Annotated in this window: 26 protein-coding genes; 16 read left to right on the top strand and 10 right to left on the bottom strand. The window is 43.1% G+C overall.

Annotation, left to right across the window (positions count from 1 at the left end):
- Positions 1 to 15 precede the first annotated feature (15 nt).
- The 5 genes from RMO68_RS07120 to RMO68_RS07100 all read left to right on the top strand — a co-directional run bounded on the left by RMO68_RS07120 (position 16) and on the right by RMO68_RS07100 (position 8,449).
- The gene (locus RMO68_RS07120) at positions 16 to 2,229 is read left to right on the top strand and encodes an FtsK/SpoIIIE family DNA translocase (protein WP_310440309.1); all 2,214 of its coding nucleotides are present in this window, start codon (positions 16 to 18) and stop codon (positions 2,227 to 2,229) included.
- Between the two features lie 220 nt (positions 2,230 to 2,449).
- Positions 2,450 to 5,059, top strand: coding sequence for a bifunctional aconitate hydratase 2/2-methylisocitrate dehydratase (gene acnB, locus RMO68_RS07115; protein WP_310440037.1), 2,610 nt, complete (start codon positions 2,450 to 2,452; stop codon positions 5,057 to 5,059).
- A gap of 80 nt (positions 5,060 to 5,139) precedes the next feature.
- Positions 5,140 to 6,492, top strand: a complete 1,353-nt coding sequence (dbpA, locus tag RMO68_RS07110) for an ATP-dependent RNA helicase DbpA (protein ID WP_310440036.1) — start codon at positions 5,140 to 5,142, stop codon at positions 6,490 to 6,492.
- Between the two features lie 45 nt (positions 6,493 to 6,537).
- Entirely contained in the window at positions 6,538 to 7,026 is a 489-nt protein-coding gene (locus tag RMO68_RS07105; protein WP_310440035.1) for a PAS domain-containing protein, read from the top strand.
- Positions 7,001 to 8,449 carry a methyl-accepting chemotaxis protein gene (locus RMO68_RS07100; protein ID WP_310440034.1) on the top strand — a complete coding sequence of 483 codons (1,449 nt, stop codon included), beginning with the start codon at positions 7,001 to 7,003 and terminating at the stop codon, positions 8,447 to 8,449. The genes RMO68_RS07105 and RMO68_RS07100 overlap by 26 nt, the downstream gene beginning before the upstream one ends.
- An 18-nt stretch (positions 8,450 to 8,467) precedes the next feature.
- On the opposite strand, the gene RMO68_RS07095 is transcribed toward RMO68_RS07100, so the two are convergent.
- The 9 genes from RMO68_RS07095 to RMO68_RS07055 form a co-directional block, all read right to left on the bottom strand.
- Entirely contained in the window at positions 8,468 to 9,706 is a 1,239-nt protein-coding gene (locus tag RMO68_RS07095) for a glucose-6-phosphate isomerase (protein WP_310440033.1), read from the bottom strand.
- Positions 9,706 to 10,701 carry a type I glyceraldehyde-3-phosphate dehydrogenase gene (gap, locus tag RMO68_RS07090; RefSeq protein ID WP_310440032.1) on the bottom strand — a complete coding sequence of 332 codons (996 nt, stop codon included), beginning with the start codon at positions 10,699 to 10,701 and terminating at the stop codon, positions 9,706 to 9,708. Before gap ends, RMO68_RS07095 begins: the two co-directional genes overlap by 1 nt.
- 110 nt (positions 10,702 to 10,811) lie before the next feature.
- Positions 10,812 to 11,333, bottom strand: a complete 522-nt coding sequence (locus RMO68_RS07085; protein WP_310440031.1) for a glycine zipper 2TM domain-containing protein — start codon at positions 11,331 to 11,333, stop codon at positions 10,812 to 10,814.
- A 69-nt stretch (positions 11,334 to 11,402) separates the two neighbouring features.
- Positions 11,403 to 12,023 carry an ATP phosphoribosyltransferase gene (hisG, locus tag RMO68_RS07080; protein WP_310440030.1) on the bottom strand — a complete coding sequence of 207 codons (621 nt, stop codon included), beginning with the start codon at positions 12,021 to 12,023 and terminating at the stop codon, positions 11,403 to 11,405.
- Positions 12,017 to 12,634, bottom strand: coding sequence for a type III pantothenate kinase (locus RMO68_RS07075; RefSeq protein ID WP_310440028.1), 618 nt, complete (start codon positions 12,632 to 12,634; stop codon positions 12,017 to 12,019). Before RMO68_RS07075 ends, hisG begins: the two co-directional genes overlap by 7 nt.
- A gap of 7 nt (positions 12,635 to 12,641) precedes the next feature.
- Positions 12,642 to 12,983 (bottom strand): cupin, encoded by a 342-nt coding sequence (locus tag RMO68_RS07070; protein ID WP_310440027.1) that lies wholly within the window; start codon positions 12,981 to 12,983, stop codon positions 12,642 to 12,644.
- A 60-nt stretch (positions 12,984 to 13,043) separates the two neighbouring features.
- Positions 13,044 to 13,868 carry a tyrosine-type recombinase/integrase gene (locus RMO68_RS07065; RefSeq protein ID WP_310440026.1) on the bottom strand — a complete coding sequence of 275 codons (825 nt, stop codon included), beginning with the start codon at positions 13,866 to 13,868 and terminating at the stop codon, positions 13,044 to 13,046.
- Positions 13,868 to 14,866 (bottom strand): hypothetical protein, encoded by a 999-nt coding sequence (locus RMO68_RS07060; protein ID WP_310440025.1) that lies wholly within the window; start codon positions 14,864 to 14,866, stop codon positions 13,868 to 13,870. Before RMO68_RS07060 ends, RMO68_RS07065 begins: the two co-directional genes overlap by 1 nt.
- Positions 14,863 to 15,477, bottom strand: coding sequence for a hypothetical protein (locus RMO68_RS07055; RefSeq protein WP_310440024.1), 615 nt, complete (start codon positions 15,475 to 15,477; stop codon positions 14,863 to 14,865). The genes RMO68_RS07060 and RMO68_RS07055 overlap by 4 nt, the downstream gene beginning before the upstream one ends.
- Positions 15,478 to 15,584: 107 nt before the next feature.
- Here RMO68_RS07055 and gatC point away from each other — a divergent pair, with 107 nt between their 5' ends.
- From gatC to RMO68_RS07035, 4 genes are all read left to right on the top strand, one after another.
- Positions 15,585 to 15,875, top strand: a complete 291-nt coding sequence (gatC, locus tag RMO68_RS07050) for an Asp-tRNA(Asn)/Glu-tRNA(Gln) amidotransferase subunit GatC (RefSeq protein ID WP_310440023.1) — start codon at positions 15,585 to 15,587, stop codon at positions 15,873 to 15,875.
- 3 nt (positions 15,876 to 15,878) lie between these two features.
- Positions 15,879 to 16,223: a Spx/MgsR family RNA polymerase-binding regulatory protein gene (locus RMO68_RS07045; protein WP_310440022.1), complete on the top strand. Its 345-nt coding sequence runs from the start codon at positions 15,879 to 15,881 to the stop codon at positions 16,221 to 16,223.
- On the top strand, positions 16,220 to 17,290 hold the full coding sequence (locus RMO68_RS07040; protein ID WP_310440021.1) for a type IV pilus twitching motility protein PilT: 1,071 nt from the start codon (positions 16,220 to 16,222) through the stop codon (positions 17,288 to 17,290). Before RMO68_RS07045 ends, RMO68_RS07040 begins: the two co-directional genes overlap by 4 nt.
- A 104-nt stretch (positions 17,291 to 17,394) precedes the next feature.
- Complete coding sequence (locus RMO68_RS07035) at positions 17,395 to 17,799, top strand: Fur family transcriptional regulator (protein ID WP_310440020.1); 405 nt, start codon at positions 17,395 to 17,397, stop codon at positions 17,797 to 17,799.
- 2 nt (positions 17,800 to 17,801) lie between these two features.
- On the opposite strand, the gene RMO68_RS07030 is transcribed toward RMO68_RS07035, so the two are convergent.
- Entirely contained in the window at positions 17,802 to 19,148 is a 1,347-nt protein-coding gene (locus RMO68_RS07030; RefSeq protein WP_310440019.1) for a class II 3-deoxy-7-phosphoheptulonate synthase, read from the bottom strand.
- Positions 19,149 to 19,350: 202 nt separating this feature from the next.
- On the opposite strand from RMO68_RS07030, the gene RMO68_RS07025 reads away from it, so the two are divergent.
- From RMO68_RS07025 to RMO68_RS06995, 7 genes are read left to right on the top strand one after another with little or no spacing between them, the layout of a single operon-like run.
- Positions 19,351 to 20,277 carry a GGDEF domain-containing protein gene (locus RMO68_RS07025; RefSeq protein WP_310440018.1) on the top strand — a complete coding sequence of 309 codons (927 nt, stop codon included), beginning with the start codon at positions 19,351 to 19,353 and terminating at the stop codon, positions 20,275 to 20,277.
- Complete coding sequence (locus RMO68_RS07020) at positions 20,277 to 20,828, top strand: CvpA family protein (RefSeq protein ID WP_310440017.1); 552 nt, start codon at positions 20,277 to 20,279, stop codon at positions 20,826 to 20,828. Before RMO68_RS07025 ends, RMO68_RS07020 begins: the two co-directional genes overlap by 1 nt.
- A gap of 3 nt (positions 20,829 to 20,831) precedes the next feature.
- Positions 20,832 to 21,314 (top strand): Fur family transcriptional regulator, encoded by a 483-nt coding sequence (locus RMO68_RS07015; RefSeq protein ID WP_310440016.1) that lies wholly within the window; start codon positions 20,832 to 20,834, stop codon positions 21,312 to 21,314.
- A 25-nt stretch (positions 21,315 to 21,339) separates the two neighbouring features.
- Complete coding sequence (lysS, locus tag RMO68_RS07010) at positions 21,340 to 22,857, top strand: lysine--tRNA ligase (RefSeq protein ID WP_310440015.1); 1,518 nt, start codon at positions 21,340 to 21,342, stop codon at positions 22,855 to 22,857.
- Positions 22,854 to 24,101 carry a serine hydroxymethyltransferase gene (locus tag RMO68_RS07005; protein ID WP_310440014.1) on the top strand — a complete coding sequence of 416 codons (1,248 nt, stop codon included), beginning with the start codon at positions 22,854 to 22,856 and terminating at the stop codon, positions 24,099 to 24,101. Before lysS ends, RMO68_RS07005 begins: the two co-directional genes overlap by 4 nt.
- Before the next feature lie 16 nt (positions 24,102 to 24,117).
- Complete coding sequence (locus RMO68_RS07000) at positions 24,118 to 24,660, top strand: DUF1882 domain-containing protein (protein WP_310440013.1); 543 nt, start codon at positions 24,118 to 24,120, stop codon at positions 24,658 to 24,660.
- A gap of 33 nt (positions 24,661 to 24,693) precedes the next feature.
- Complete coding sequence (locus RMO68_RS06995) at positions 24,694 to 25,593, top strand: SPOR domain-containing protein (RefSeq protein ID WP_310440012.1); 900 nt, start codon at positions 24,694 to 24,696, stop codon at positions 25,591 to 25,593.
- Position 25,594 lies beyond the last annotated feature (1 nt).

The raw sequence follows: 25,594 nt of genomic DNA, 5'->3' as shown, positions 1-25,594 counted from the left end.
CGCGATACACTATTTATTGCCGGTTTCGGTATTTTATTTTATTTAGGGATTGCCACCATTATCGGCGATGCATCGATTATCGGTGCATACGGAGCCTCTTTCGCCCAAACAAATGTTTATATTTTCGGCTACGTTGCCTATATTTATCTTCTCCTTTTAATGGTTCCACTGCTGTTTTGGTATAAATACGACGGAGAAATGCATCGGCGTCTTGAAATGGGCGGGGTATTTGCTCTATTGTTTATTGCGCTCCTCTTTTTTCAGGCGATGGTCGTAGAGGGGATCTATCGAGGTACGTTATTCGGTAGTATCGTCGATTTTCTAGGCATCTATATCGGCTCATTCGGTTTATGGATTGTATGGCTTATGATGGCAACGGTCTCCATCGTTTTGGTAATGGAGCAAAGTTTATCCGAACTGGCTCAGCCGCTGAAAGAGTTTATGGATAAACCCCTAACCACAGCCCGTCCGACCCCGGCTACAACCTATCATGAACCGCTCGCAGATGAAACTTATCCCCTTGAAGAGAGAAACGAAACAATCTACCCTTTGATTCAGGAGGAGATTGTCTCTCTCACGAGCGATAAAGTACAAACTTCCTTGTTCGAGACCGAGACGGTGCAAGAACCCGTTTCAGAACCGCTCCCCATTGCCTCGAGTGAAGCACCTGTTCTTCCCAATGAGAAAGAATCAACCATTCTTAGCATGGCCAAAAAGGTCAAAGAGTCAAAACAGCATGCCCTTGTTGTGGATGAGCTCGAAGAGAATAAAATGCTTTTAGATCAAATCGATAAAGGGGTCAGTGAAAAACCGAAAAACTTCAAACTCCCCTTAGTTGAATTCTTTCAAAACCCTCCGAAAAAACAGACACTCGTGGATGAAGCGGAACTTGATGACAAAATCCGTGATTTGATCGAAAAACTCAAACATTTTAACATCGAGGGAGACGTGGTACGTACCTATGCCGGCCCTGTCGTCTCGACGTTTGAATTTAAACCTGCCGCTAACATTAAAGTCTCAAAAATTTTGGGGCTCCAAGATGATTTAGCCATGGCATTAAAAGCCCAAACTATCCGTATTCAGGCTCCGATACCCGGAAAAGACGTTGTAGGGATCGAAATACCCAACAAAGCCGTTGAAACAATCTACCTTCGTGAAATGCTGGAGAGTAAACTGTTTCAAGAGGCGGCATCACCGCTTACCCTTATTTTAGGCAAAGACATTGTCGGCAAGCCTTTTATTACCGATCTCAAAAAACTCCCCCATCTTCTTATTGCAGGGACTACGGGAAGCGGCAAGAGTGTCGGTATCAATTCTATGATTTTGAGCCTCTTGTACAAAAACTCCCCCGATCAGCTCAAACTCTTGATGATCGATCCGAAAATGTTGGAGTTCTCTATCTACAATGATATTCCCCATCTGCTGACTCCCGTGATTACCAAGCCCAAAGAGGCAATCTCTGCACTTAATAACATGGTCTATGAGATGGAACGACGCTATCAGTTGATGTCTGAAACCCGTACCAAAAATATCGAAAATTATAACGATAAGGCTAAAGCGGATAAACATGATCCTCTCCCTTATATCGTTGTTATTATCGATGAACTTGCCGATTTGATGATGACCAGCGGCAAAGATGTCGAATACTCTATCGCACGACTTGCTCAAATGGCACGTGCCAGCGGTATCCATCTCATCGTCGCGACCCAGCGCCCGAGTGTCGATGTCGTAACAGGACTTATCAAAGCCAATCTCCCCTCACGTATCAGTTATAAAGTGGGACAAAAGATCGACAGTAAAATCATTCTGGACGGGATGGGTGCCGAATCGCTTCTCGGTCGAGGGGATATGCTCTTTACCCCTCCGGGAATGAGCGGACTTGTCCGTCTCCATGCTCCGTGGAGTACCGAAGTGGAGATCGAAAAAGTAGTCGATTTTCTCAAAGCCCAACGCGAGCCCGAATACGATCGCCGTTTTTTACGTGATAAAGAGGACGTTATCGCTTCCAATGGAAGCAGCGGAAATGACGAAGAGAGCGATGAGCTTTATGAGGAGGCTAAAAACATCGTCTTAAGCGAGCAAAAGACCTCAATCAGCTATTTACAACGACGTCTTCAAATCGGCTATAACCGCTCAGCGCGTCTTATCGAGCAACTCGAAAATAACGGTATCCTCTCTTCTCCCAACTCCAAAGGCAATCGTGATATTATCATCAACGATCCTTTTTAATTCTCCACCGGAGAATCCCTCTTTCCCCTTTTTGTAACTTTTTATCCTATCTTAAACTATTTTATTTTATTTCAGCTTTTCATCAAAACCAATATATGTTACTTTATTTCACATATTTAGCACGATAGAGTGAAACTATTGTGTAATTTTGTAACATATGAATAAAACTGATTTTTACTTCTGATATAATCATTCAAAATTAACATGCACAGGAGTCACTATGGCTTTTATGGACGAATACAAAGCACACGTAGCGGAACGCGCGGCGCAGGGAATCCCCCCTTTCCCCCTTACAAAAGAGCAAGTTACTGACTTAGTTGCACTTATTACTGCTTCAACTTCAAAAGATACAGAATTGGTTGAAATGTTGGCAGAACGTGTCAATCCGGGTGTTGATGACGGTGCGCATGTTAAAGCGGCATTTTTACATCAAGTCCTCCAAGGTGAAGTAAAAGCTTTCTTGGCGGACAACAGCGATATTAACAGTAACGATCATAAAAAAGCGGCAATCAAAATCCTTGGTAAAATGGTGGGGGGATACAATGTTAAACCTCTTATCGATGCCCTCAGCAACGACGCTATCGCAAACGAAGCGGCACACGAACTCAAACATACTCTTTTAGTATACGATGCGTTCAATGATATCGTTGAACTCTCTAAAACTAACAGCTATGCTATGGATGTTCTAAAATCATGGGCAGATGCAGAGTGGTTTACGAGCAAAAAAACATTGGCTGAAAAATTCAGCGTTGTTGTTTTCAAATTCCCGGGTGAAACCAATACCGATGATCTCTCTCCTGCGAGCGCGGCATTTACCCGCTCCGATATCCCTCTTCACGCGACTACTATGCTTTCGGCTAAAATGCCTGAAGGTATCGCTAAAATCGCTGAGTTGAAAGAAAAAGGGATGCAAATCGCGTATGTCGGCGATGTTGTCGGAACCGGTTCTAGCCGTAAATCAGCGGCGAACTCAGTGCAATGGCACATGGGTGACGATATTCCGGGTATCCCGAACAAACGTACGGGTGGAGTTGTTATCGGTAGTATCATCGCTCCGATCTTCTTCGCAACCTGTGAAGACTCAGGTGCGCTCCCTATCGAGGCCGATGTATCTCAAATGGAGACAGGCGATGTACTCGATATCGATACCAAAGCGGGAACCATCACAAAAGGCGGTTCGCTCATCGCTAAATTCTCTCTTCGTCCAAATACTATCGAAGACGAAGTACGTGCAGGGGGACGTATCCCACTCATCATCGGTCGCGGTTTGACGGCAAAAGCACGTACAGCGCTTGGCATGCCTCCGGCAACCATTTTCGCAACCCCTATCCAACCTGCCGATACCGGCAAAGGGTACACCCTTGCGCAAAAAATGGTCGGTAAGGCATGTGGAATGGAAGGTGTTCGTCCGGGAATGTACTGTGAACCGATCACTAGCACCGTAGGAAGCCAAGATACCACCGGACCGATGACCCGCGATGAGATCAAAGAACTTTCAGCACTTGGGTTCTCGGCTGATTTCGTTCTTCAGTCGTTCTGCCATACGGCGGCATACCCTAAACCGTCTGATGTTAAATTGCACGCGACGCTTCCTGCGTTTATCAGCTCACGCAGCGGTGTTGCGCTTCGTCCTGCAGATGGTGTTATCCACTCATGGTTGAACCGTATGGTTCTCCCTGATACCGTCGGAACAGGCGGTGACTCTCACACCCGTTTCCCTATCGGGGTCAGCTTCCCTGCGGGTTCAGGTCTTGTAGCGTTTGCGGGTGTTACGGGTGCTATGCCGCTTGAGATGCCGGAATCAGTATTGGTTCGCTTTAAAGGTGAAATGCAACCGGGTATCACACTTCGTGACTTGGTTAATGCTATCCCTTACTACGCTATCAAAGCTGGTCTTTTGACCGTAGAGAAAAAGGGGAAGAAAAACATCTTCAACGGACGTGTGTTGGAGATCGAAGGGTTGCCTAACATGAAAGTAGAACAAGCGTTCGAGCTTTCCGACGCATCGGCTGAGCGTTCAGCGGCGGCATGTACCGTTCGTCTCAACAAAGAGCCGGTGATCGAATACCTAAAATCGAATGTTACGTTGATCGAAGCGATGGTAGCCGATGGTTACGAAGATGCGCGTACACTACAACGTCGTGCCGATAAAATGAAAGAGTGGTTAGCCGCTCCGACTTTGATGGAACCGGACGTCGATGCGGAATACGCGGCAATCATCGAAATCGACCTTAACGACGTTAAAGAGCCTATTTTGGCGTGCCCAAATGATCCGGATAACGTTAAATTGCTCAGCGAAGTAGCGGGTGAAAAAATCGATGAAGTATTCCTCGGCAGCTGTATGACCAACATCGGTCACTACCGCGCGGCGGGTGAAGTGATGCGCGGAGAAGGTAAAATCGCGGTTGAAAAATTTTGGATCGTGCCGCCGACCCGTATGGATGAACAACAACTCATCAACGAAGGGTACTACGACGTTTATAAAGCGATTTCCGCTACAACCGAAGTTCCGGGATGTTCACTCTGTATGGGGAACCAAGCAAGTTCACGCGAAGGCTCAACCGTATTCTCAACATCAACCCGTAACTTCGATAACCGTTTAGGTAAAGGGACACAAGTGTATCTCGGTTCTGCGGAGCTCGCATCGGTGTGTGCAAAACTCGGACGTATCCCAACGGTAGCTGAGTACATGAGTATCGTCCCTGAAAAATTGGCAGGGAAAGCAAATCAAGTGTATAAATATCTCAACTTTAATGAGATTGCATCCTACGCACTTCAAGCGCGTAATGTTGCTGAAGAAAAATACGGCGTCACGATCAAAGCCGTATAAAATACCTCTTTTAATCCCCTTTCCCATGGGGATTCCTCCATCTATGCTATAATCTCCTATCTATATTATAAAGCGACACAATGTCCTCATTCGATACTTTACCACTTCGCGCACCTCTAAAAGAGGCATTAAAACGTCTTGAATTCACCACCATGACCTCTATCCAATCGACCGCGCTCCCTGTTATCTTACAAAAAAAAGATTGCATCGCCCAAGCCGCTACCGGAAGCGGAAAAACCTTAGCCTTCGGTTTGGGGATACTGGAACGGATCAATCCCAAATCTTTCGGTATTCAATCCCTTATCCTCTGCCCTACCCGTGAATTGGCGGAACAAGTAGCCAAAGTACTCCGCTCACTCGCTTCCGAAATCGGCAATATCAAAATTCTTACCCTCTGCGGCGGTGTCCCTATGCGTGGACAGCTCCATTCACTCAAACACGGAGCCCATATTGTTGTCGGTACGCCGGGACGTGTCCTTAAACTCCTTCAGATGGAGGCCTTTGATCCGGCTCAAATACAAACCGTTGTATTGGATGAAGCCGACCAAATGATCGATATGGGATTTATTGAAGATATCACCGCAATTTTAGGATATACCCCTCCATCACGCCAAAGCCTTTTGTTCTCAGCCACCTTTCCCGAATCAATCCAAACCATCACCTCAGAGTTTATGAAAAATCCGGTGATGCTTCAAGCAGAACAAAGTATCAATAAACCAAAAATTGAAGAAATAGCCTATATCTGTAATGATAAACTCTCTGCACTTCCAAAAATACTCCATCTCCACGAGATTACGAACACCATTATCTTTTGCAACACAAAAGTGGATGCCAATGCCCTATGCGATGACCTTAACCGTCTCGGTATTCATGCCCTGACCCTGCATGGTGATATGGAACAATTTGACCGAAACGAAGCAATCATCCAGTTTCGTAACCTCAGTGCCCCTATTCTCGTTGCCACCGATGTAGCGGGACGCGGTATCGATATCGAAGGGTTGGATGCCATTATCAATTACGAAGTGCCTATACAAAATGAACGCTATACGCACCGTATCGGACGAACAGGACGTGCAGGTAAAAACGGCATTGCTATTACTTTGGTCAATCATCACCAATACGATCGCTTTATTGATCTCAAACGCTCTATCACACCGATAGAATTCCCTAGCATTAAAGATGCATCTTCTCTAAAAACATTAATGCGCACCATTTGCATCGATGCCGGTAAAAAAGAGAAGTTACGTGCAGGTGACATTGTCGGAGCACTCATTCATGAATGCGGCTTAAGTCAAGAGGAGATTGGTAAAATAGATCAACTCGATCACCTAAGTTATGTTGCGCTTCCTCGTAACAAAGCAGAAAATATTTATCAAAAATTTCTTAATCGACCAATCAAAGGGAAAACATTCAGGAAATGGTTGCTAGACTAACGGAAACTGTTCATATGATTTTATTACACAGATTGAGGATTTTTTATGTCTAATCAAGAGTTAACCTTTGGAGAGGAAGAGTTTATCGTCTCTAAAACCGATCTAAACGGTAAAATTACCTACGGTAATTCCTTATTTATTGAAATGTCGGGCTACGATGAACTCTCTTTACTCGAAAAACCCCACAATATTCTTCGTCACGAAGATATGCCTGCAGTTGTTTTTAAACTCCTCTGGAGTCGTATTAAAGAGGGAAAAGAGATATTCGCTTACGTTAAAAACAAAACAAAAAACGGCGATTTTTATTGGGTTTTTGCCCATGTAACCCCTTCTTTTGATACCGACCGAAAAATCAGCAATTATCACTCTGTACGCCGTAAACCGACACAAAAAGCACTTGATGTCATCAAGCCTCTCTATGCAACTTTGCTTCAAAAAGAGAAAACAGGCGGGATTAATGCCTCTGAAGCTGCGTTAAATCAACTACTCAAAGAAAAAGGAGTGTCGTATGACGAATTTATCCTCTCTCTCTAAAGTTCAATACGCCAATATCATATCGATTGCACTTTTTGTCGTTGCACTCATCGTTGAAGTAGTTTTATACGGATGGAGCTGGATCCGACTTATCAATATTGCCAATTTTGCACTCGCATGGTTTGTATTTATCAATATTCGTAAAACACAAGAGACGATCAATGAAGTGGCTTCGGTTATCAAAGGTGCAGAGATCGGCCACTTAGAAAATCGTGTTACCCATATTAAAGACTACGGAGAGCTCAACGATCTGTGCTGGAATACCAATAACATGTTGGATCAGACCGAAGTATTTATCCGCGAAATTCGCGCCAGTGTTGAAGCGGCAAGCCGTGATGAATTTCATCGTAAAATTGATACACAGGGATTACAGGGAGAGTATAAAGAGGCAAGTAATTTTGTCAATATGGCGATTGGATCAATGCACTCTAACTACCTGCATATACAAAAATCATTATTAAACAGTGCATTGGGACAAATCGGTGCAGGTATCGGCGGAGGAATGGAAGTAATTCAAAAAGATCTCCAAAATACCATTCAACGCCTTCATACTATCGCTGCAATCAGTCAAACGACTTCAGATAAATCATCGAACAGTGTCAATGAGCTTGAAGAGATTATTACCAAACTCAGCCGACTTATTGAACTGGTTCAAGTCTCTGTCGAGGCAATCAATTCCCTCAATGAAAAGACGGGTGAAATCAGTTCCGTTGTTAATCTAATCAAAGATATCGCAGACCAAACCAACTTGCTTGCGTTAAATGCCGCTATTGAAGCAGCGCGTGCAGGTGAACACGGCAGAGGATTCGCCGTCGTAGCCGATGAAGTTCGTAAACTTGCCGAACGTACGCAAAAAGCTACGGGAGAGATCGGTATAGCCGTTCAAACCCTACAACAAGAGACGACTGAAATTCATACCAATTCAGAAGATATGAATGATATTGCCCAAGAATCAAGTGAAGCAATCGGATCATTTCGCCAAACCTTATATATGTTCAATGAGGATGCGAAAAAAGCAGCCATACAAACGACGGCAATTGAAAATACTACCTTTATCACATTGGCTAAGATTGACCATATTATCTTCAAATCAAATGCCTATAAAAGTATTGCCAATGGTCATGCAGATATTGAATTCTCCGATCATCACGGCTGCCGCTTAGGAAAATGGTACGATACCGGAGCCGGAAAAGAACGCTTCTCCCATCTTCCAAGCTATGCAAGTATGCAACCGCCTCATGCATCCGTTCATGCTATTGTTCTTGACAATATGAAATATATTCAAGACGGAGACCAAACGATATACCATCAAGATGAAATTCTAAATAGTTTCGAAGAGATGGAACAACAAAGTCAACTTCTCTTTAATTTGATGGATTCCCTTAATAAAGAATCCGAAGAATATTTAATGACTAAATCTTAGGCACCATTGCCTAAGAAGCTATGCCTCGAAATAGGTTCCTAAAATTTTCTTTCCTATCTCTACGCCGGGTTGATCATAAGTATTAATTTCCAAAAGAGCCCCGCTCAAGGAAGTAAGCAGTTCATAATAGAGAATCATCTCCCCTACAGACGCTTCATCAATACTCTTCCACGCGATCTCATCCACACTGACACCGCTTTGCAGTACACTTTGCATCGTCGCTTGACATTGTGCATTAATCAAGTCATTAAAGCTTTTTCCGTTCACAAAATCACTTTTTTCCAAATGCTTTAACGTTAATTTCGGAATCATCAAATGCTCTTCTGAATGTTCAATATGCAAAAAAGTGACCGTTTTATTCAGCGGCCCTTCGATAATAAGTTGTAAAAATGAGTGCTGATCTACAGAACCGATCAGAGATATCGGAGTTAACCCAACCCGCTCACCCCGACGATTGCGTTTTCCCAACGATTCGCCCCATATTTGAACGACCCACTTACCGAACTCTTCAAAAGTATCCGAATAGGCAAATAAAACGTTCATAGGGTATTTATCGCTATTGATCACATAAAAAGCCGCCTTTTGAAGCATATGATCTTCTTTTCGACTCCAAAATCGTTCTAAAAAGGTTTGAGCCCCTTTTAAGATGGCAGCGGTATCAAACCCTGCCAGCGTCAATGGAACCATCCCAACGGCACTTAAAACCGAAAAGCGTCCACCGACATTACTCGGAATTACAAAGCGGCGGAGAGAGTGATCGTCGGCAAAACGGGCAAGTATTGAATCCTCGTCACTCACAATATAGATCTGATCTGAATTTTCGAGCGGTAATTCAAAACTGACGATAAGACGCTTAAAGATGGAAAGTGTTTCCACCGTTCCGCCCGATTTTGATATAACGATAAACAGGGTACGAAACTTATCAATTTGTTTCATCTCGCTCATAATACTGATAGGGTCGGAATTTTCAAGATAAATGAGTTTTTTAGCATTAGGAGTACTGGAACGTAGCAATCGCTCAATCGCTTTAATCCCCAAAGAAGACCCACCTATACCAATAATAGCGATGGTATTAAAACGACGATCAATCGTTTGATCTAGGGCTTTAAGCTCTTCAACCAAAAGTTGTGAAGCAAGCGGAAGGTGATAGTAACCGACCTCTCCCGAAGCGGCTTCATAATGAACCGCCTCAAACCCTTTTTCAAGGGTAAAAGGGTCAAGTGATTTAGTATCGAAATGGTTCGTATACCGAAGCATTAATGTGTTCCGATAAGAACCGTCATATCAACGAGGCGACTGCTGTATCCCCATTCATTGTCATACCATGCCAAGACTTTAACCGTTGTACCGTCTACGACACTGGTCATATCAGGGACATACGTTGAACTGTAAGTAGAACCGATAAAATCGCACGATACCCGCTTATCATTGTCTACTTCGATAAGTCCTTTAAACGAACCCTCAGCCGCGGCTGAAAATGCGTTATTAATATCCTCTTTGGTCACCGCTTTTTTCAAATTAACCGTCAAATCGACAACCGATACGTCGGGAGTCGGTACACGCATCGCGTAGCCGTTTAATTTACCGAGCAATTGCGGCATTACTTTGCCGATCGCTTTTGCGGCACCGGTAGAGGTCGGGATCATATTCAAAGCCGCCGCACGTGCCCGACGCGGATCTTTAGAGTGCTTAACGTCCAAGATATTTTGATCATTCGTATACGAGTGGATCGTTGTCATCAAACCGTTTTCAATCCCAAACGCATCATCCAAAACTTTACAAATCGGTCCCAAACAGTTCGTGGTACAACTTGCATTAGAGATAATGGCTTCACCTTTATAGGCATTTGAATTTACCCCGTATACATAGGTCGGAGAATCATCTTTTGCGGGAGCCGACATAATAACTTTTCGAATACCGTTTTTAAGATGTTTAGCGCAGCTCTCTTGATCTAAAAATACTCCCGTACATTCGATTACTACTTCTGCACCGGCACTGCCGAAATCTACCTTGTCAATATCTCTCTCGCGAAACATACGAACATTTTTACCGCCGATAGCAATCGTGTTTTCATCAATCACTTTTGCGTCGATACCGCGATGTACACTGTCAAATTTCAGCAAATATTCCAACATGTCAGGTTTTGACGTGGTGTTTAACGCTACCAGCTCAATATCACTCCGTTCTGCAATAATTTTTGCTACGATAATTCCAATTCTGCCTGTTCCGTTAATTGCCACTTTAAGTGCCATAAAAGCTCCTGTTCTTGTAGAAAATTTATATTATGATTAATTCTAACAGATTATCGTTAAAAAGAGGGTAATAAAAAGGAAATTTTCTCCCCAAATAGGGAGAGGAGGGATTAATAACTGTATGTTGCCGTAACCGGAATTTGTTTGAGCGGAGTATCACTCTCAACGCTGATCTCTTTGCCTTTAAATTTGGCAATATTTTGATATCCGCTGAGAACTTGACGTGTCTTATACGTTTTAACCGTCTCACATTTTCGAACAACTTGGTAGGTTGGATTACCGCTACCGCTTCCATAGGTACTTGCCGCTTTTTGCCCGGCAATCGTTCCCAATACGGCACCTCCGACGGTAGCAACCGTCTTGCCGCTACCGCCGCCGATTTGGTGACCTATGACGCCGCCGAGTGCCCCTCCGGCTACAGCGCCGACAATATCGTTCACCGCAACACCACTTTTGACCTCTTCTTTGACGTCATAACATTTTTCTTGCGGTACTTCTTCTTGGATTGTAGAGTAAATCGGAGTTGATTTAATAACCGAGACATACTCTGTCGTTGAGAAACTCTCGCCCATGAGTGCAGACCCTGCAAACAAGAGTGCCAGTGTCAAATGTGTTGAATATTTAGATGACATAATCGTCCTTTTAGCGTTATTTATTACACGCAATTCTAAAGTACTATTGTTAATCAATAGTGAATTATTCTATTTTTTGCCGTATAAAAGGGTATTTATTCGTTCATAAAGATCAAGTATTTCACTTTTTTTCTCAAAAAAACTATTTTTATTGGCGATGAGATGAGTCGTTGATTCCATAATTGTTTCAACGACTTCCAATCCGTTTTGTTTCATCGTACTTCCCGTTTCGACAACATCAACGATCATATCGGCCAATCCTACAAGGGGTGCCAATTCGATTGAACCGTAAAGTTTGATGATATCCGCCGCTACCGCACGTTCGGCAAAATAGCGTTTGGTAATATTCACCATTTTTGTCGCTACTTTGATCTCGCTTTTCGTAAAGTCCGGCTTTTCTCCTGCACGCATCCCGATAGCGACACGGCATTTTCCTTTTTGCAAGTCCAGCAAACGTATAACATCCAACCCTTGCTCTTCGAGGGTATCGAGACCTACAACCCCGATATCGGCCGCTTGATGATAGACATAGGTGGCAACGTCTTGGTTACGAACCAATAAAAATTTAAAATTTTCCGTCTCTAAAATTAATTTACGATCATCAAACTTAAAACTGCTTCCGAAAATCGTTTCGAAAATCTCCAACGTATCTTCGGCAATTCGCCCTTTTGGGAGTGCGACACTTAGCATTTAACACCTTTTTCTATCAACTTTGTCATCCCCTTGAAGATTAACTCTTCATCCACGATTGCCTCGCTAAAAAAATGAGCTATTAATCGTGCATCGCCTCCGCTCAGATAAAGCGGTTTTTCCAAACGCTCAATCTTTTCGATCAACGGAGCCAAAAAACCGACTGTCAGGGCATCAGGGGTATTTTTCGCCATTTTAGCCAAATCTACCTCAAAGTTAAATGACACGTCCAACGCAGACGAGACTCTTGCATACGCTTCTTCCGCCGCACGAATCCCTAGAGAGATAAATCCCCCCTGATAAACCCCGCAACGCATCACATCGACCGTTATAGCACTTCCCGCATCGACAATGACTCCGTCCTCTACCGCTTCACACACCATGATCCGATCAATTCCCATCGAAGGATAATATTTATCCCAGTCGATGAGTTCTCGCAAATCATGCCAATTCGGGAAATCTCGAATACGTTTATTCAATACTAAGTTGACACTAACGTAATAAACATCCTCCTGAAATACCGCTGGGTCAAAATCAACGGCACGAAGCTTGGAGCGTTTGCCGTCCATAAACAAATCAACCGAGGTATTGCCGATGTCGCATAAAATCATACTGCTATTATAACTTAAGTACTCCGTTTACCCGTGCAACACTGTCGGCTTTATGAAGACTAAGACGGACAATAGAAGATTCAATCGCATTTAATTCATGCATTACATTACCTTCAAGTGCAACTACGTCACCTGCCGACAAGACGTAACGCTCCTCTGCAACTCCGAAATCGATACACCCCTGCACGATCATTACGGTAATCGGAAACGATGTTTTATGCGCTTTCATCGATTGCCCTGCACGAAAAACAATACGGATCTCTTTCGTAAAATCGTTTGTAATCAAAGGAGTAATGACCGGTTGTGTCTCTCCGTAGATAATATCCGCTAAAAATGAAGCCTGATCCATGTGTAATCCTTTTTTACCAAGGATCATAACGGGATTGATCCGATATTCTCTTGATTAAAATCAAGATTTTGACATAGGGTGATGTTTAAATACGGTCTCTTGCAGATTATGTTTTTGCACATGGGTGTATATCTGCGTCGTTAAGAGTGATGCATGGCCAAGAAGCTCTTGGACAACACGTAAATCAGCCCCTCCCAAAATCAGTGCCGTTGCATACGAGTGGCGCAATGCATGAGGGGAAATACCCAAATATTTTTGGGTGATCTTAAACGCCGAAATACGGCTGAGAGGCTCTCCTCTATAGTTTAGCCAAAGATGGGGACGGTTTTGATACGGTGAGGCATCCTGATACGCACGAAGTGCCTTTAATGCCTCCTGTGCGATAGGGACGTAACGCTCTTTTTCCCCTTTACCGTGACGTATACGAAGCCACTCCCCCTCGATATCCCCCTCCTCCACAATCAAACACTCACTGATACGAGAGCCTGAAGCATAGAGAAAAAGGATCAGGGCATAATCGCGTAATCCGATCCATTCACTTCGATCAATCAATGTAAGTGAAGATTGAATGGTCTCAAACGGTACATATTTAGGGAGATTTTTCGGTACTTTGGATAAAGAAAATTTGGCCGAAGCAGAATCATATCGGTGGCGGTGACAAAAATCCAAGAAAGAGTTAAAAGCGGAGAGTTTACGGTTAAGCGTTCGTTTGTTAGCCACTGTTGCGAGAATGTGAAATAGAGTTTTCGACTCAATTTCGGTAAGACTTTTATCTGTATTTTTTTCAATCTCGCTCAAATCATGGCGATAGGCCTCGATGGTTCGAGGACTTAGCGCTTTGATGACGGTAATGTATTCGATAAAAGCCTCAAGCTCTTTCGACATTATTTGATATTAATATAGCGGTCGTCAAAATAAAAACGTCCGTCTCCTACAAAGATTTTATTATCGCTGTCCATATCAACATCATAAATATCATACGCCAAAAGGTTTTTGGTCAATGCCATCATATAACCTTGTTGCTCCAATACATAAACACGGTCATTTTGGACACTGATACCGACAAAATGGGCGAACGGAAATTTTTTCTTTGCTTTGAACTGCAACGTCGGGCTCAAAGCAATAACTTCGCCTTGCTTGGTTGTCAACCAAATACCCTCCGCGGTATAAGCGATATTGCGAATCTCATATTTTTCTCGCGCCTCTTTTTGAGAAAGTGCCAAAACAGCCGTCCCGGTTGAAGCAACAAGATGATTATCGATAACGTTTAAATAGGTGATATTGTTAAAGTACTCATCCGAACTTACAACGACCGAACGTAATACCTGTTTTAGCTCAGAGTTAACGATAACGATCTTTCCATCCAGGGTTAAAAACAAGACCAACTCTTTTATAAAATAAGGGTTAGCGATACGGGAGTCGACGGCAATCGGAGCATTCGCACGCTCTTTAAAAAGAAGTTTTTTACTCTCAAGCGAATAGAGTGCCATTTCGTTATTGCCGAATAATACGGCTACGATATCGTCTTGGATACTTGCTGCGGCAATTTGGCGTTTAAATTCAAAGGTTACTTTTGCATCGCTACCGTTCTCCGGAAAAAGAACCAAGTTCCCCTCCGGACTCTCGGTAATAATCCAAGCATCGTTAGCATTAAGAAGACGATACTCTTCAGGGACTTTTATATTTTTCTCCCCATCTTTTGTCAATAAACGGCCGTTGTCGAGTAAAGCGGCTGTTTGTGTCGTTTGGGTGATTGAGGCACTTAGGTGGCCTGCATTACGCCATTCACCTTTGACATTTTCAGGTTTGTATACCTCTTTTTGAGAACATCCGCTTAACAGTAAAACTGCGCCGATGGATAGAGCGATTGTCGTTAATTTCATTCTTTTACTCCATAATGCGAAAGTGCACCGGCAACTTGGTAAAGAGGTGACTCTTCACTGATTAAGGCGAGTTTTTGATGTGCTGTTTTCACATCACCTTTTTCAATCGCACTGATTGCGAGTTCAAGTAACGCTAAATCTTTATAAAGAGCACCTTGTTTTTTAGTGTACTCTTCCAAAGATTGAATGTCGCCTTTAATTGCGGCAGCTTCATATGAGGCGATATCAGAGACGCCGAAAGTTTCAGAACTCTTCAATCCCTCAAGAAGGGTTACATCGTTTTGAGCAATACCGCGAGAAAGCTTCCATAAATCGTATAATTCAGGATTATCATTTTTCAATGTTTGTTCTGCTTTTGTATCCGTCGGATTCACCATAAGGAGATTAAACGCCGTGTTTGAACTCTCAATTTTTGCATTCGTATAGGCTTGATACCCTATTGCCCCGACTACCGCGAATAACGAAACAGCTACCGCGGCAATCAAAGGTTTTTGGTATCGCTTGACAAAACGTTCCGTACGAACGGCGCTTTCGAAAAACTTCTCTTCCGAACTCAGTTCTTCTTTAATGGCTTCCATATTCTCTTTTAGACTCAAAACGTCTCCTGTCATTTACAATCATTAATTAGAGCAATAATATCTTACCCTATGTTAAAGTTTTGTAAACCTATTTTTTGGGTACAATTATTTTCATAAATTTATCACAACTTAGGTTAACCATGCAAATTGACGAAGCCCTCTTACAACGATTAGAAAAACTATCTTATCTCCAAATTCCGGAAGCCCATCGATCAGAGATGATTGAACAGCTCAGTGAAATCGTATCTTTTGTCGATAATCTCTCTGAACTCTCAACGGACGGGATAGACGCAACGTTCGCCATGTCCGATGCATCTACCTCTCTTCGTGAAGATATCGGAAATGTTAATCAAGCCATAAACGACGATATTTTAGCGCATGCTCCCCATTCTCAAGAGCACTTTTTTATCGTACCAAAAATAATTGAGTAGAGTATGACACATATTTACGGGATTAAAAGTTGCGGAAGTGTCCAAAAAGCGCTCCGTTTTCTTGATACACACGCTATTGAATACACTTTTCATGATTTTAAAACATCTCCCGTATCTCGTGAAAAAATTGAAACTTGGGCACAACAATCTCCGCTGTCCGTTTTGCTAAATACCAAAGGGACAACCTACCGTACCTTAGAACTTAAAAGCCGCGACTTGGACGATAAGGGTAAAATTGAGTGGATGAGTACGCATAATCTTCTCATCAAACGCCCCGTAATAGAATATAAAGATACATTGATTGTCGGATACGATGAATCTCACTATCAAGGGATTTTTCATTCATGAGTACCGCATTGGATATCTATAAGCTCCTCAAAAGCGTCGTCGCGTATAAAGCATCTGATTTGCACCTCGTCAGTCGATCCGAACCGCAAATTCGTATTGACGGCAGACTCGTCGCGCTTAACCTGCCGGTACTGGATGGGCGTATTATTGAAGAGATGGGGTATTCTCTTCTTACCGAAAAACAAAAAAAAGCGTTTGAAGAACATAATGAACTTGATTTTTCCATTGTTATTCCCGATGTCGGCCGCTTTCGTGCAAACTATTACAAAACTATGGACGATCTGGCTTGTGCCTTTCGTATCATCCCCGTCACCATCCCCTCTCTCGATGATTTGAATGCAAAAAAAATATTTAAAGAGCTTATAAAGCGAGAAAAAGGGCTTATCCTTGTTACGGGGCCGACCGGGAGCGGTAAATCGACTACCCTCGCCGCTATGCTAAATGAGATTAATTTAACCGAAGCACGTCATATCATTACCGTTGAAGATCCGGTTGAATTTGTCCATACCAATAAGAAATCTCTTTTTTCACACCGCAATGTCGGAACCGATACCAAAAGTTTCTCGGCAGCGCTTAAATACGCTTTACGTGAAGACCCTGATGTTATTTTGATCGGGGAGATGAGGGATCGTGAAACCATTTCCGCTGCACTTACCGCAGCAGAGACAGGGCATTTGGTTTTTGGAACGCTCCACACCAATTCTGCGCCACAAACCATCAACCGTATCATCGATGTCTTTTCCGGAGATGAACAGCCTCAGGTTCGAGCACAACTCTCTACCTCCCTCATCGCCGTTATTTCACAAGCTCTTTTACCGAAAATCGGCGGAGGACGGGTTGCGGCACAAGAGATTATGATTACAAATCCTGCCATTGCCAATCTCATTCGTGAAGATAAAGTGCATCAGCTTTACTCGCAAATGCAGCTCAACCAACAAGAGACGAATATGACCACACAGACCCAAGAAATCGTTGAATTTTTACGTAAAAAACTGGTTAATAAAGAGACGGCGCTGCAATATTCCAACAAACCGGACGAATTGCTTCGTATCCTTGGGGCGATGTAAATCACCCCCTATTTAGAGTGAAATCTTAAAATTTATTTCAAAACTCCGCCCTTCTCCTCTTTTTTATGAAAGTTGCATCCCTTTATAGTTTATAATTAGCCATTATGAAACATGAACATTTACTTAAATCTCATCAACTCAAAGCAACACCGCAAAGATTAGCTATTATTCAGCTTATGCACACAGCGGGGCATATCAGTATTGAAGAGCTCTATCAAGCGATTCGAGAAAAATTCACCTCTATTTCATTAGCTACTTTGTATAAAAATGTTAATACTATGTTGAATGTAAGCCTTATCCGAGAAGTCAAAATTGCAGGACAAAAAACAAAATATGAGATTGAAAAAGAATCCCATGCCCACATTATGTGCAAGTCATGCGGTGAGCTTAAAGATGTCCCTTTTGATCCGACATTGTTACTTCAAAAGTCAGTCGATATGGGACACTATATTACTGAAGATGTATCGATTATTATTTCGGGGATTTGCCCCGAATGTCAGAAGAAGTAATTCTAGCGATGCGCTTCTTTAAGCGTATCGGCGATTAGAAATGCCAATTCTAAGGATTGATCGGCATTGAGACGCGGATCACAATGAGTATGGTAACGACTTTTTAAATTTTCTGAAGTAATCTCAAACGATCCGCCAAGACACTCGGTAACGTTTTTCCCCGTCATTTCTAAGTGAACGCCCCCGGCATAAGTCCCTTCCGCTTTATGAACTTGGAAGAATTGTTTCATCTCTTGCAAAACTGAACTGACTGGACGAGTTTTATAGCCGTTACTGGTAATCGTATTGCCGTGCATCGGATCGCAACTCCACAATACTTTTTTCCCTTCTCGCTCTATCGCACGAATCAGAGCAGGCATACCATCAGCTACCTTATCGGCTCCCATACGGACGATGACATTTAAACGACCTGCTTCATTACTTGGATTAAGTACGTCACACAAACGTATTAAATCATCAGGATCCATAGACGGTCCCGCTTTAATCCCTATCGGGTTATTGATACCGCGCATAAACTCGACGTGTGCACCGTCAAGTTGACGGGTACGATCACCGATCCAAAGCATATGCGACGAAACATCGTACCACTCGCCCGTGAGTGAATCTTGACGCGTAAACGCCTCTTCATAGTTGAGCAATAACGCTTCGTGAGAGGTGTAAAAATCGGTCTCTCGTAAAGTACGATAATTCTCAGATGTAATACCGCATGCCGCCATAAAGCGGAGAGAATCATCTATTTGACGAGAAAGCTCATCGTATTTTTTCGTCATTTCATTTTGTCCGACAAAGCCCAAATTCCACGCATGTACTTGATGCAAATCGGCAAAACCGCCCGATGCAAAGGCACGAAGAAGATTCAATGTAGCTGCAGACTGATTATAGGCTTGAACCATACGGTTCGGATCAGGGATACGGGCAGATTCATTAAAGTCAACCCCGTTAATGATATCTCCGCGATAACTCGGAAGACTCACACCCTCAATCGTCTCCATATCTGAAGAGCGCGGTTTAGCGAACTGACCGCCGAGGCGGCCCACTTTTACAACCGGAACGCCTCCTGCAAAAGTCATTACTACCGCCATTTGCATAATTACTTTAAACGTATCTCGAATATTGAGGGCATGAAATTCTGAAAAACTCTCCGCGCAATCGCCCCCTTGAAGTAAAAAAGCTTTTCCTTCGCATACATCCGCTAAATTCTTTTTCAGTGTACGTGCTTCACCTGCAAACACAAGAGGTGGATAATTACGAAGCTGTGACTCGATCTGCTCCAGTACTGCCGTATCGGGATACGTCGGCTGTTGTTTAATCGGTTTTTCTCTCCAGCTTGATCGGCTCCATGTGCTCATATCGTCTCCTGCGTGCTCTCGCACCTTATTGTTAATGGACGAATTTTATCCTTTTATCCTAAATCGGGACTGATTGAAAAAAGCAAAAGTTAGATTTATGTTTGAAAAAGTATAATGGCATTAATTTTAGCGACTCTCATTTTTGCCCTTTTTCCCTAACTAAGAGGAGCTTTTTGAATGTCAAAATCTGTAAAGGTTAGTGGTGGAAAAAAATCAAATCAACCCTTTTTTATTTCACTTCTGCAAAGAGCTCTCTATCCATTTGGAATCGCTTGCCGCTCGTCAGGTAACAATTGAGCCTTCCGAATTTGCCGAATTGGTCGCTACGGCAACCCATGAAGTATTAGAGTCTTATTCCTCCGGAACTATCGATTTGCTTGCTTATCGAGATACCTCTTTGGATCAGTATAAAGAATTGGCGATGAAAAGCATCGACTCCTATGCGGATACCAATGAGAAAATCGGGAAAATCACGGAAGAACAAGCTGATTTATTAGAACAAAGCAATGCAGAACCCCTCATAAACTTTGAAAAAATCAATGCGAAATTCTCGGATATTCAAGCCCATCTCAGTGATGAAGTTTCACGCGCCAATGAAGTTATTTATACCCTATTGGAACAAGTCAAAACGTTGGAGATCAAAACTTCACTTGATCCTTTGACGAAAACCTACAACCGTTACGCTCTGCATGAACACATTCGTGCCCTTTTAGAAAAAGAGCAGTTAAATTTTGAAATTTTTGCCCTAATGGTAGATGTCGATAACTTCAAACTCATCAACGATAAATTCGGCCATATCGCAGGTGATAAAGTACTGATATTTTTAGCCAAACTCTTTAAAAAAGCTCTGCGTGAAGGGGATCGCGTATATCGATTCGGCGGGGAAGAGTTTATCATTTTACTCAATCGTACGGATATGGAAGGGGCGCATTTGGTAGCCGAACGGCTCCTAACCCTTTGTCGTAATAATAAACCTTTGTTTCAAAACCAACAAATTGCGGTTACTTTGAGTATCGGGATGACAAAAATTAAAGAAAAAGATACGATTGATACCATTATCGAACGTTCAGATACGGCGTTATATAGAGCTAAAAACAATGGTAAAGACCGTTTGGAAATGGAGTTATAATGGATTTAAATTATTTTGATGTTGCGGTTGGTTCCGTTATCCTCTTATTAGGTTTAAAAGGGCTTTTAAACGGCTTTTCGAAGGAAGTATTCGGATTAGCGGGAATCGTCGGAGGGGTCTTTGTCGCTTCACATATCGGCGGAATTATCGGGAAGTTTTTAAGCGATACTCTCTTTCATTTTGAGAGTGCTACCGCCGTTAATCTCGTCGGATTTATTTTTGCGTTGGGAATTTTTTGGCTCCTCATGGTTGCCTTGGGAACAGGATTTAAAAAACTCACGGCTCTAAGCGGTTTAGGGCCGTTGGATCGCGTATTGGGTTTTGTCGTCGGAAGCAGTAAATTCTTCTTTATTATCTCGATTATCGTGTATGCACTCTTCAGTGTTACGGCAATCCGAGAGAATTTTGAAGAGAAAATGGCCGATAGCTTTTTTTATGAACCCATGTTTGCAACCGGAAATTTTATTTTACATATTGAAACGGATGATGTCACATCCCTTATGGATGATGAGAACGAGACCGATATCAATACCTCTACAAAGGAGAACTAATCGATGAATTCTTATACCGATTTTACGGAACGAACCGTTGAATACAATAAACTATTAAGTGATTTCAAACAGCTTCTAAAAGTCAACGGGCTAAAATTCACCATTCAACGTGAAGTCATTTTAGAGATGCTTTATAATTCCGACGAACACCTCACACCCGAGGGGCTTCACCATCTGATTCAACAAAAGCATCCTGAACTCAATACCGGCATTGCTACCGTTTATCGTACGCTATCTTTGCTTGAGAGTTCTGATATGGTAACGTCCCTCTCTTTCGGTGCGCAGGGAAAAAAATATGAACTCGGTGCCAAAGATCATCATGATCACGTTATCTGTACCCAATGCGGAAGTATTACTGAATTTGTGGATGAGCAAATCGAACAGCGTCAACGAGAGATTACCGAAGCGTTGGGTTTTGTGATGCAAGAGCATTCCATGCAAATTTACGGTATCTGTAAAAATTGTCAAAATAAGTCTAAAAAATAATTCTATAGTTACGAAAGGAACCCCATTGGCATTCGAAAACCAATACGTACAACAACGAATCGAAAAAGCTGAGGCACTAAGAGCGCTCGGTATCGATCCATATGCAAATAACTCTTTCCGAAATACGACCATTGATAAATTTCATAACGTCAACTCAGATTTATTCCAAAGTGAAGAAAAACGAAATGAAAACCGTCACTATACGGTTGCCGGACGGATCAAACTTTATCGTCTGATGGGAAAAGCGAGTTTTGTTAAAATCGAAGACGAAAGCGGAATGCTCCAAATCTACGTTGCACGTGATAATCTTAGCGAAAATTTTTATAACGACGTTTTTAAAAAACTGATTGAAGTAGGCGATATCATCGAAGTGAGCGGTTATCCGTTTGTAACCCAGCACGGAGAACTTTCGCTCCATGCCGATAAACTTACCATCCTCACTAAAGCAATCTCCCCTCTCCCGGAAAAATTTCACGGAATTGTCGACAAAGAGATGCGTTATCGCCAACGTTACCTTGATCTTATTATGAACTCGGAAGTGCGTAAAACGTTTCATATCCGTTCACGTGTAATCAGCCTTACCCGACGCTTTTTCGAAGACAAAGGGTTCCTTGAAGTGGAAACACCGATGATGCACCCGATCGCCGGCGGAGCCAATGCAAAACCGTTTGTAACCCATCACAATGCCCTCGGCATTGATCGTTTTTTACGGATTGCCCCTGAACTCTATCTCAAACGGCTCATCGTCGGAGGATTTGAAGCGGTATTTGAAATTAACCGTAATTTCCGTAATGAGGGGATGGATGCAACCCATAATCCTGAGTTTACCTCTATCGAGTTTTATTGGGCATTCAAAACCTATAAAGATCTTATTGTTATTACCAAAGAGTATTTTGAATATCTTTTTGACCACCTTGATCTTCCAAAACGCCTTCCGTACGGCGATTTGGAAGTCGATTTCGATCAATTCACCGAAATTGAGCTGATTAAAAGTCTTAGCGTCATCGGCGGTGTTCCTGAAGCAATCGTTAACGACAAAGAGGCAATTTTGGCATTTTTAAAATCCAAAAACCTCGAAGCCAACGCGGCTATGAATCTCGGACAACTTCAAGGGGAGCTTTTCGATGAATTCGTCGAAGCCAAACTTATCAATCCGACCTTTATTACCCACTATCCGGTCGAGATATCGCCTCTTGCGCGCCGCAATGACGAACGTCCTGAACTCACCGATCGTTTCGAGCTCTTTATCGCGGGACGCGAAATCGCTAACGCTTTTAGCGAACTTAACGATCCTGTCGATCAATTGCAACGTTTTGAGGGGCAAATGGCGGCTAAAGATTCGGGTGATGATGAAGCTCACGAAATGGACGAGGATTTCGTCACCGCACTCAGCTACGGAATGGCACCGACAGCGGGTCAGGGGATCGGGATTGATCGTCTCGTCATGATGCTGACCAACCAACACTCAATTCGGGATGTATTGCTCTTCCCGGCTATGAAACCGCACCACAACAACCAAACCAACCACGGAGAAGAAGAATGAGTTTCCTCAAAGAATACGACAACGAAATTTACGCCCTATGTGAGCAAGAGCTTGAACGTCAAACCGACCATTTGGAGATGATCGCGTCTGAGAATTTCACCCTCCCTGCAGTTATGGAAGCAATGGGATCTGTATTTACCAATAAATACGCGGAAGGATACCCTGCGAAGCGTTACTACGGCGGATGTGAATACGCGGACGGTGTTGAACAGCTGGCGATTGATCGAGCTTGCAAACTATTCGGTTGTAACTTTGCCAACGTACAACCGCATTCGGGCTCATCGGCAAACGGTGCAGTCTATGCTGCCCTACTCCAAGCGGGAGACAAACTCCTCGGTATGGATCTAAGCCACGGCGGGCACTTGACTCACGGTTCAAAAGTAAGCTTCTCCGGTAAAAACTACCACAGCTTCTCATACGGTGTCGAACTTGACGGACGTATCAATTATGAGCGTGTCATGGACATTGCTAAAATCGTTCAACCGAAAATTATCGTCTGCGGTGCGTCAGCCTACGCTCGTGAAATCGATTTCAAAAAATTCCGTGAGATCGCCGATGCGGTCGGAGCACTTTTATTCGCCGATATCGCCCATATCGCAGGTCTTGTGTGTGCGGGTGAGCACCCTAGTCCGTTCCCATATGCGGATGTCGTTACCACGACAACTCATAAAACTCTCGCAGGCCCACGTGGTGGTATGATTATGACCAACGATGAAGAGATCGCGAAAAAGATCAATTCTGCTATTTTCCCAGCACTTCAAGGGGGGCCGTTGGTACACGTTATCGCGGCAAAAGCGGTCGGATTCAAATTTAACCTCTCTCCTGAGTGGAAAGTATACGCTAAGCAAGTAAAAGCCAATGCGGCCGTACTGGCTAAAGTGTTGATGGAACGCGGCTATGATATCGTCAGCGGCGGAACCGATAATCACCTCGTTCTCGTATCTTTCCTCAACAAGCCGTTCAGCGGTAAAGATGCCGATGCGGCACTCGGTCGTGCAGGGATCACCGTTAATAAAAATACCGTACCGGGTGAAACACGCTCACCGTTCGTCACTTCAGGTGTTCGTATCGGAAGTCCTGCTCTGACGTCACGCGGTATGAAAGAGAAAGAATTTGAACTTATCGCCAATAAAATTGCGGATGTTTTAGACGATATCGAAAACGTCACTAAGCAAGCCGCTATTAAAGAAGAGCTCAAAGCTCTCGCTAAAAACTTTGTTATTTATAAACAACCAACGTATTAATTAAGGAAAAATGCCCATGACATCGATGGATATGAAACTAATCAAAATGATTTCAGACCATTACTGGCTGAAACATGATAACGTTGTCGATAAAATCGATTTCAAAGGGCGTACATTTTTCAACAAATACGAAAAGATCGATAAAACGCTTACCCAAGCGGTTATCGATCAACATCTCAAAAAACAGATTACCGTAGCTCACTCTCTCATTAATAAAATGAATAAAGTTGAAAACATCGTTATCGACTACAACGGGACTGATCCTCAACGCTTTTACCATAAGGCACAATTATTGCTTAGAGAAGAGGGATTCATCAATTTCACCGCATTTGAGACCAAAACACCGGGACATTTGCATGTTTATATCCATAAAGGGCATACTACATTCCAAGAAGCGATACAATTGGGTAAAATGCTTTCGATGAAATTGGCTGCAAAGCAACCGAAACAGTGGAGAATGTTTCCAACGGACGAACTGCCGCCGGAATATAATATTCTCAATCTTCCCTACGAGGTATACGCAAAAGAGCGTGGAGCTTCGTGGTCGAAGCATATGTAACACGATCAATACTTAATAAGGAACGGCACATCAATGGAAGAAAAAAATGAACTTAATGACATCATTCTAAGTAAAAGCGGATCAAATTCCAATAGTAAAAAGCTACTATTGGCTATTGCGGCCTTAACCCTTATTCTCATCATTGTCTTAGTGATTATGAACTCACTTAAAACACAAGTTGACGAACAACCGCCGATTGCTGCCGTTCCCCCTGAACCGACTGCTCCAACCGAAATTATCGATGATCCTCTTTTTGAGCCCGTAGAGGTGATCCAAGAAGGTGCAGGAAATGTATCTACTGCAGAAGGATCTCAAGATTTAGGACAAATTGCACAAAAAATCAAACAAGAATCTATGCAGAATGCACCCGGATCAGAGGTTATTCAACCCGTAACAGCAGCCGTAGTTCAACAAAGCGCCCCTGTAGTCAAACCTGTTTCTGCCCCTGTAGCGACAACGCCTGCACCGGCTAAAATTGCACCGAAACCTATCGTTCAAACTGCCCCTAAAGCGGCACAACCTGTCGTCAATACCCCTACAATCAAAACTGCCAAACCGGCTGAAGTCAAAAAAACTCCTGAACCGAGAGTCGCGGCATCAACCCCTAAAGCGGTGAGTGAACCGGTGAAAAAAACAGCTGAAAAAGTAACTACGGAGCCGGCAAAAGCCGTAACCGATACAGCCCCTAAAACCGAGGCCAAAGCGGCTGACACAACCGGAACGTACTACATCCAAGTCGGTTCATTTACCAAAGAGCCGAGCAAAGTTCTTTTTGATCGTTTGAATGCCAGCGGACTTAAATACACAACGGTCCCAAGTGGAGCTGCGACAAAAGTGATGGTAGGCCCTTTCCAAGGTGAAAAGGCGGCGCGCGACGTTCTTGGAACCGTAAAACGCAATATTGAATCCGGCGCATACATAACAAAGGGGTAAC

The organism is Sulfuricurvum sp. (assembly GCF_031427015.1).
GTDB lineage: Bacteria > Campylobacterota > Campylobacteria > Campylobacterales > Sulfurimonadaceae > Sulfuricurvum.
The sequence above is the reverse complement of the archived record's forward strand: the minus strand, read 5'-3'. Positions and strand labels throughout refer to the sequence as shown.

What these genes read in the sequence shown, in the direction of transcription:
- RMO68_RS07000 (WP_310440013.1), top strand. Translation starts at nt 24,118, where the DNA reads ATGACATCGATGGATATGAAACTAATCAAAATGATTTCAGACCATTAC.
- RMO68_RS07085 (WP_310440031.1), bottom strand. Translation starts at nt 11,333, where the DNA reads ATGTCATCTAAATATTCAACACATTTGACACTGGCACTCTTGTTTGCA.
- RMO68_RS07020 (WP_310440017.1), top strand. Translation starts at nt 20,277, where the DNA reads ATGGATTTAAATTATTTTGATGTTGCGGTTGGTTCCGTTATCCTCTTA.
- RMO68_RS07100 (WP_310440034.1), top strand. Translation starts at nt 7,001, where the DNA reads ATGACGAATTTATCCTCTCTCTCTAAAGTTCAATACGCCAATATCATA.
- hisG (WP_310440030.1), bottom strand. Translation starts at nt 12,023, where the DNA reads ATGCTAAGTGTCGCACTCCCAAAAGGGCGAATTGCCGAAGATACGTTG.
- gatC (WP_310440023.1), top strand. Translation starts at nt 15,585, where the DNA reads ATGCAAATTGACGAAGCCCTCTTACAACGATTAGAAAAACTATCTTAT.
- dbpA (WP_310440036.1), top strand. Translation starts at nt 5,140, where the DNA reads ATGTCCTCATTCGATACTTTACCACTTCGCGCACCTCTAAAAGAGGCA.
- RMO68_RS07045 (WP_310440022.1), top strand. Translation starts at nt 15,879, where the DNA reads ATGACACATATTTACGGGATTAAAAGTTGCGGAAGTGTCCAAAAAGCG.
- RMO68_RS07070 (WP_310440027.1), bottom strand. Translation starts at nt 12,983, where the DNA reads ATGGATCAGGCTTCATTTTTAGCGGATATTATCTACGGAGAGACACAA.
- RMO68_RS07055 (WP_310440024.1), bottom strand. Translation starts at nt 15,477, where the DNA reads ATGACAGGAGACGTTTTGAGTCTAAAAGAGAATATGGAAGCCATTAAA.
- RMO68_RS07105 (WP_310440035.1), top strand. Translation starts at nt 6,538, where the DNA reads ATGTCTAATCAAGAGTTAACCTTTGGAGAGGAAGAGTTTATCGTCTCT.
- gap (WP_310440032.1), bottom strand. Translation starts at nt 10,701, where the DNA reads ATGGCACTTAAAGTGGCAATTAACGGAACAGGCAGAATTGGAATTATC.
- RMO68_RS06995 (WP_310440012.1), top strand. Translation starts at nt 24,694, where the DNA reads ATGGAAGAAAAAAATGAACTTAATGACATCATTCTAAGTAAAAGCGGA.
- RMO68_RS07095 (WP_310440033.1), bottom strand. Translation starts at nt 9,706, where the DNA reads ATGCTTCGGTATACGAACCATTTCGATACTAAATCACTTGACCCTTTT.
- RMO68_RS07040 (WP_310440021.1), top strand. Translation starts at nt 16,220, where the DNA reads ATGAGTACCGCATTGGATATCTATAAGCTCCTCAAAAGCGTCGTCGCG.
- RMO68_RS07015 (WP_310440016.1), top strand. Translation starts at nt 20,832, where the DNA reads ATGAATTCTTATACCGATTTTACGGAACGAACCGTTGAATACAATAAA.
- RMO68_RS07060 (WP_310440025.1), bottom strand. Translation starts at nt 14,866, where the DNA reads ATGAAATTAACGACAATCGCTCTATCCATCGGCGCAGTTTTACTGTTA.
- RMO68_RS07005 (WP_310440014.1), top strand. Translation starts at nt 22,854, where the DNA reads ATGAGTTTCCTCAAAGAATACGACAACGAAATTTACGCCCTATGTGAG.
- RMO68_RS07065 (WP_310440026.1), bottom strand. Translation starts at nt 13,868, where the DNA reads ATGTCGAAAGAGCTTGAGGCTTTTATCGAATACATTACCGTCATCAAA.
- RMO68_RS07075 (WP_310440028.1), bottom strand. Translation starts at nt 12,634, where the DNA reads ATGATTTTATGCGACATCGGCAATACCTCGGTTGATTTGTTTATGGAC.
- RMO68_RS07035 (WP_310440020.1), top strand. Translation starts at nt 17,395, where the DNA reads ATGAAACATGAACATTTACTTAAATCTCATCAACTCAAAGCAACACCG.
- RMO68_RS07030 (WP_310440019.1), bottom strand. Translation starts at nt 19,148, where the DNA reads ATGAGCACATGGAGCCGATCAAGCTGGAGAGAAAAACCGATTAAACAA.
- acnB (WP_310440037.1), top strand. Translation starts at nt 2,450, where the DNA reads ATGGCTTTTATGGACGAATACAAAGCACACGTAGCGGAACGCGCGGCG.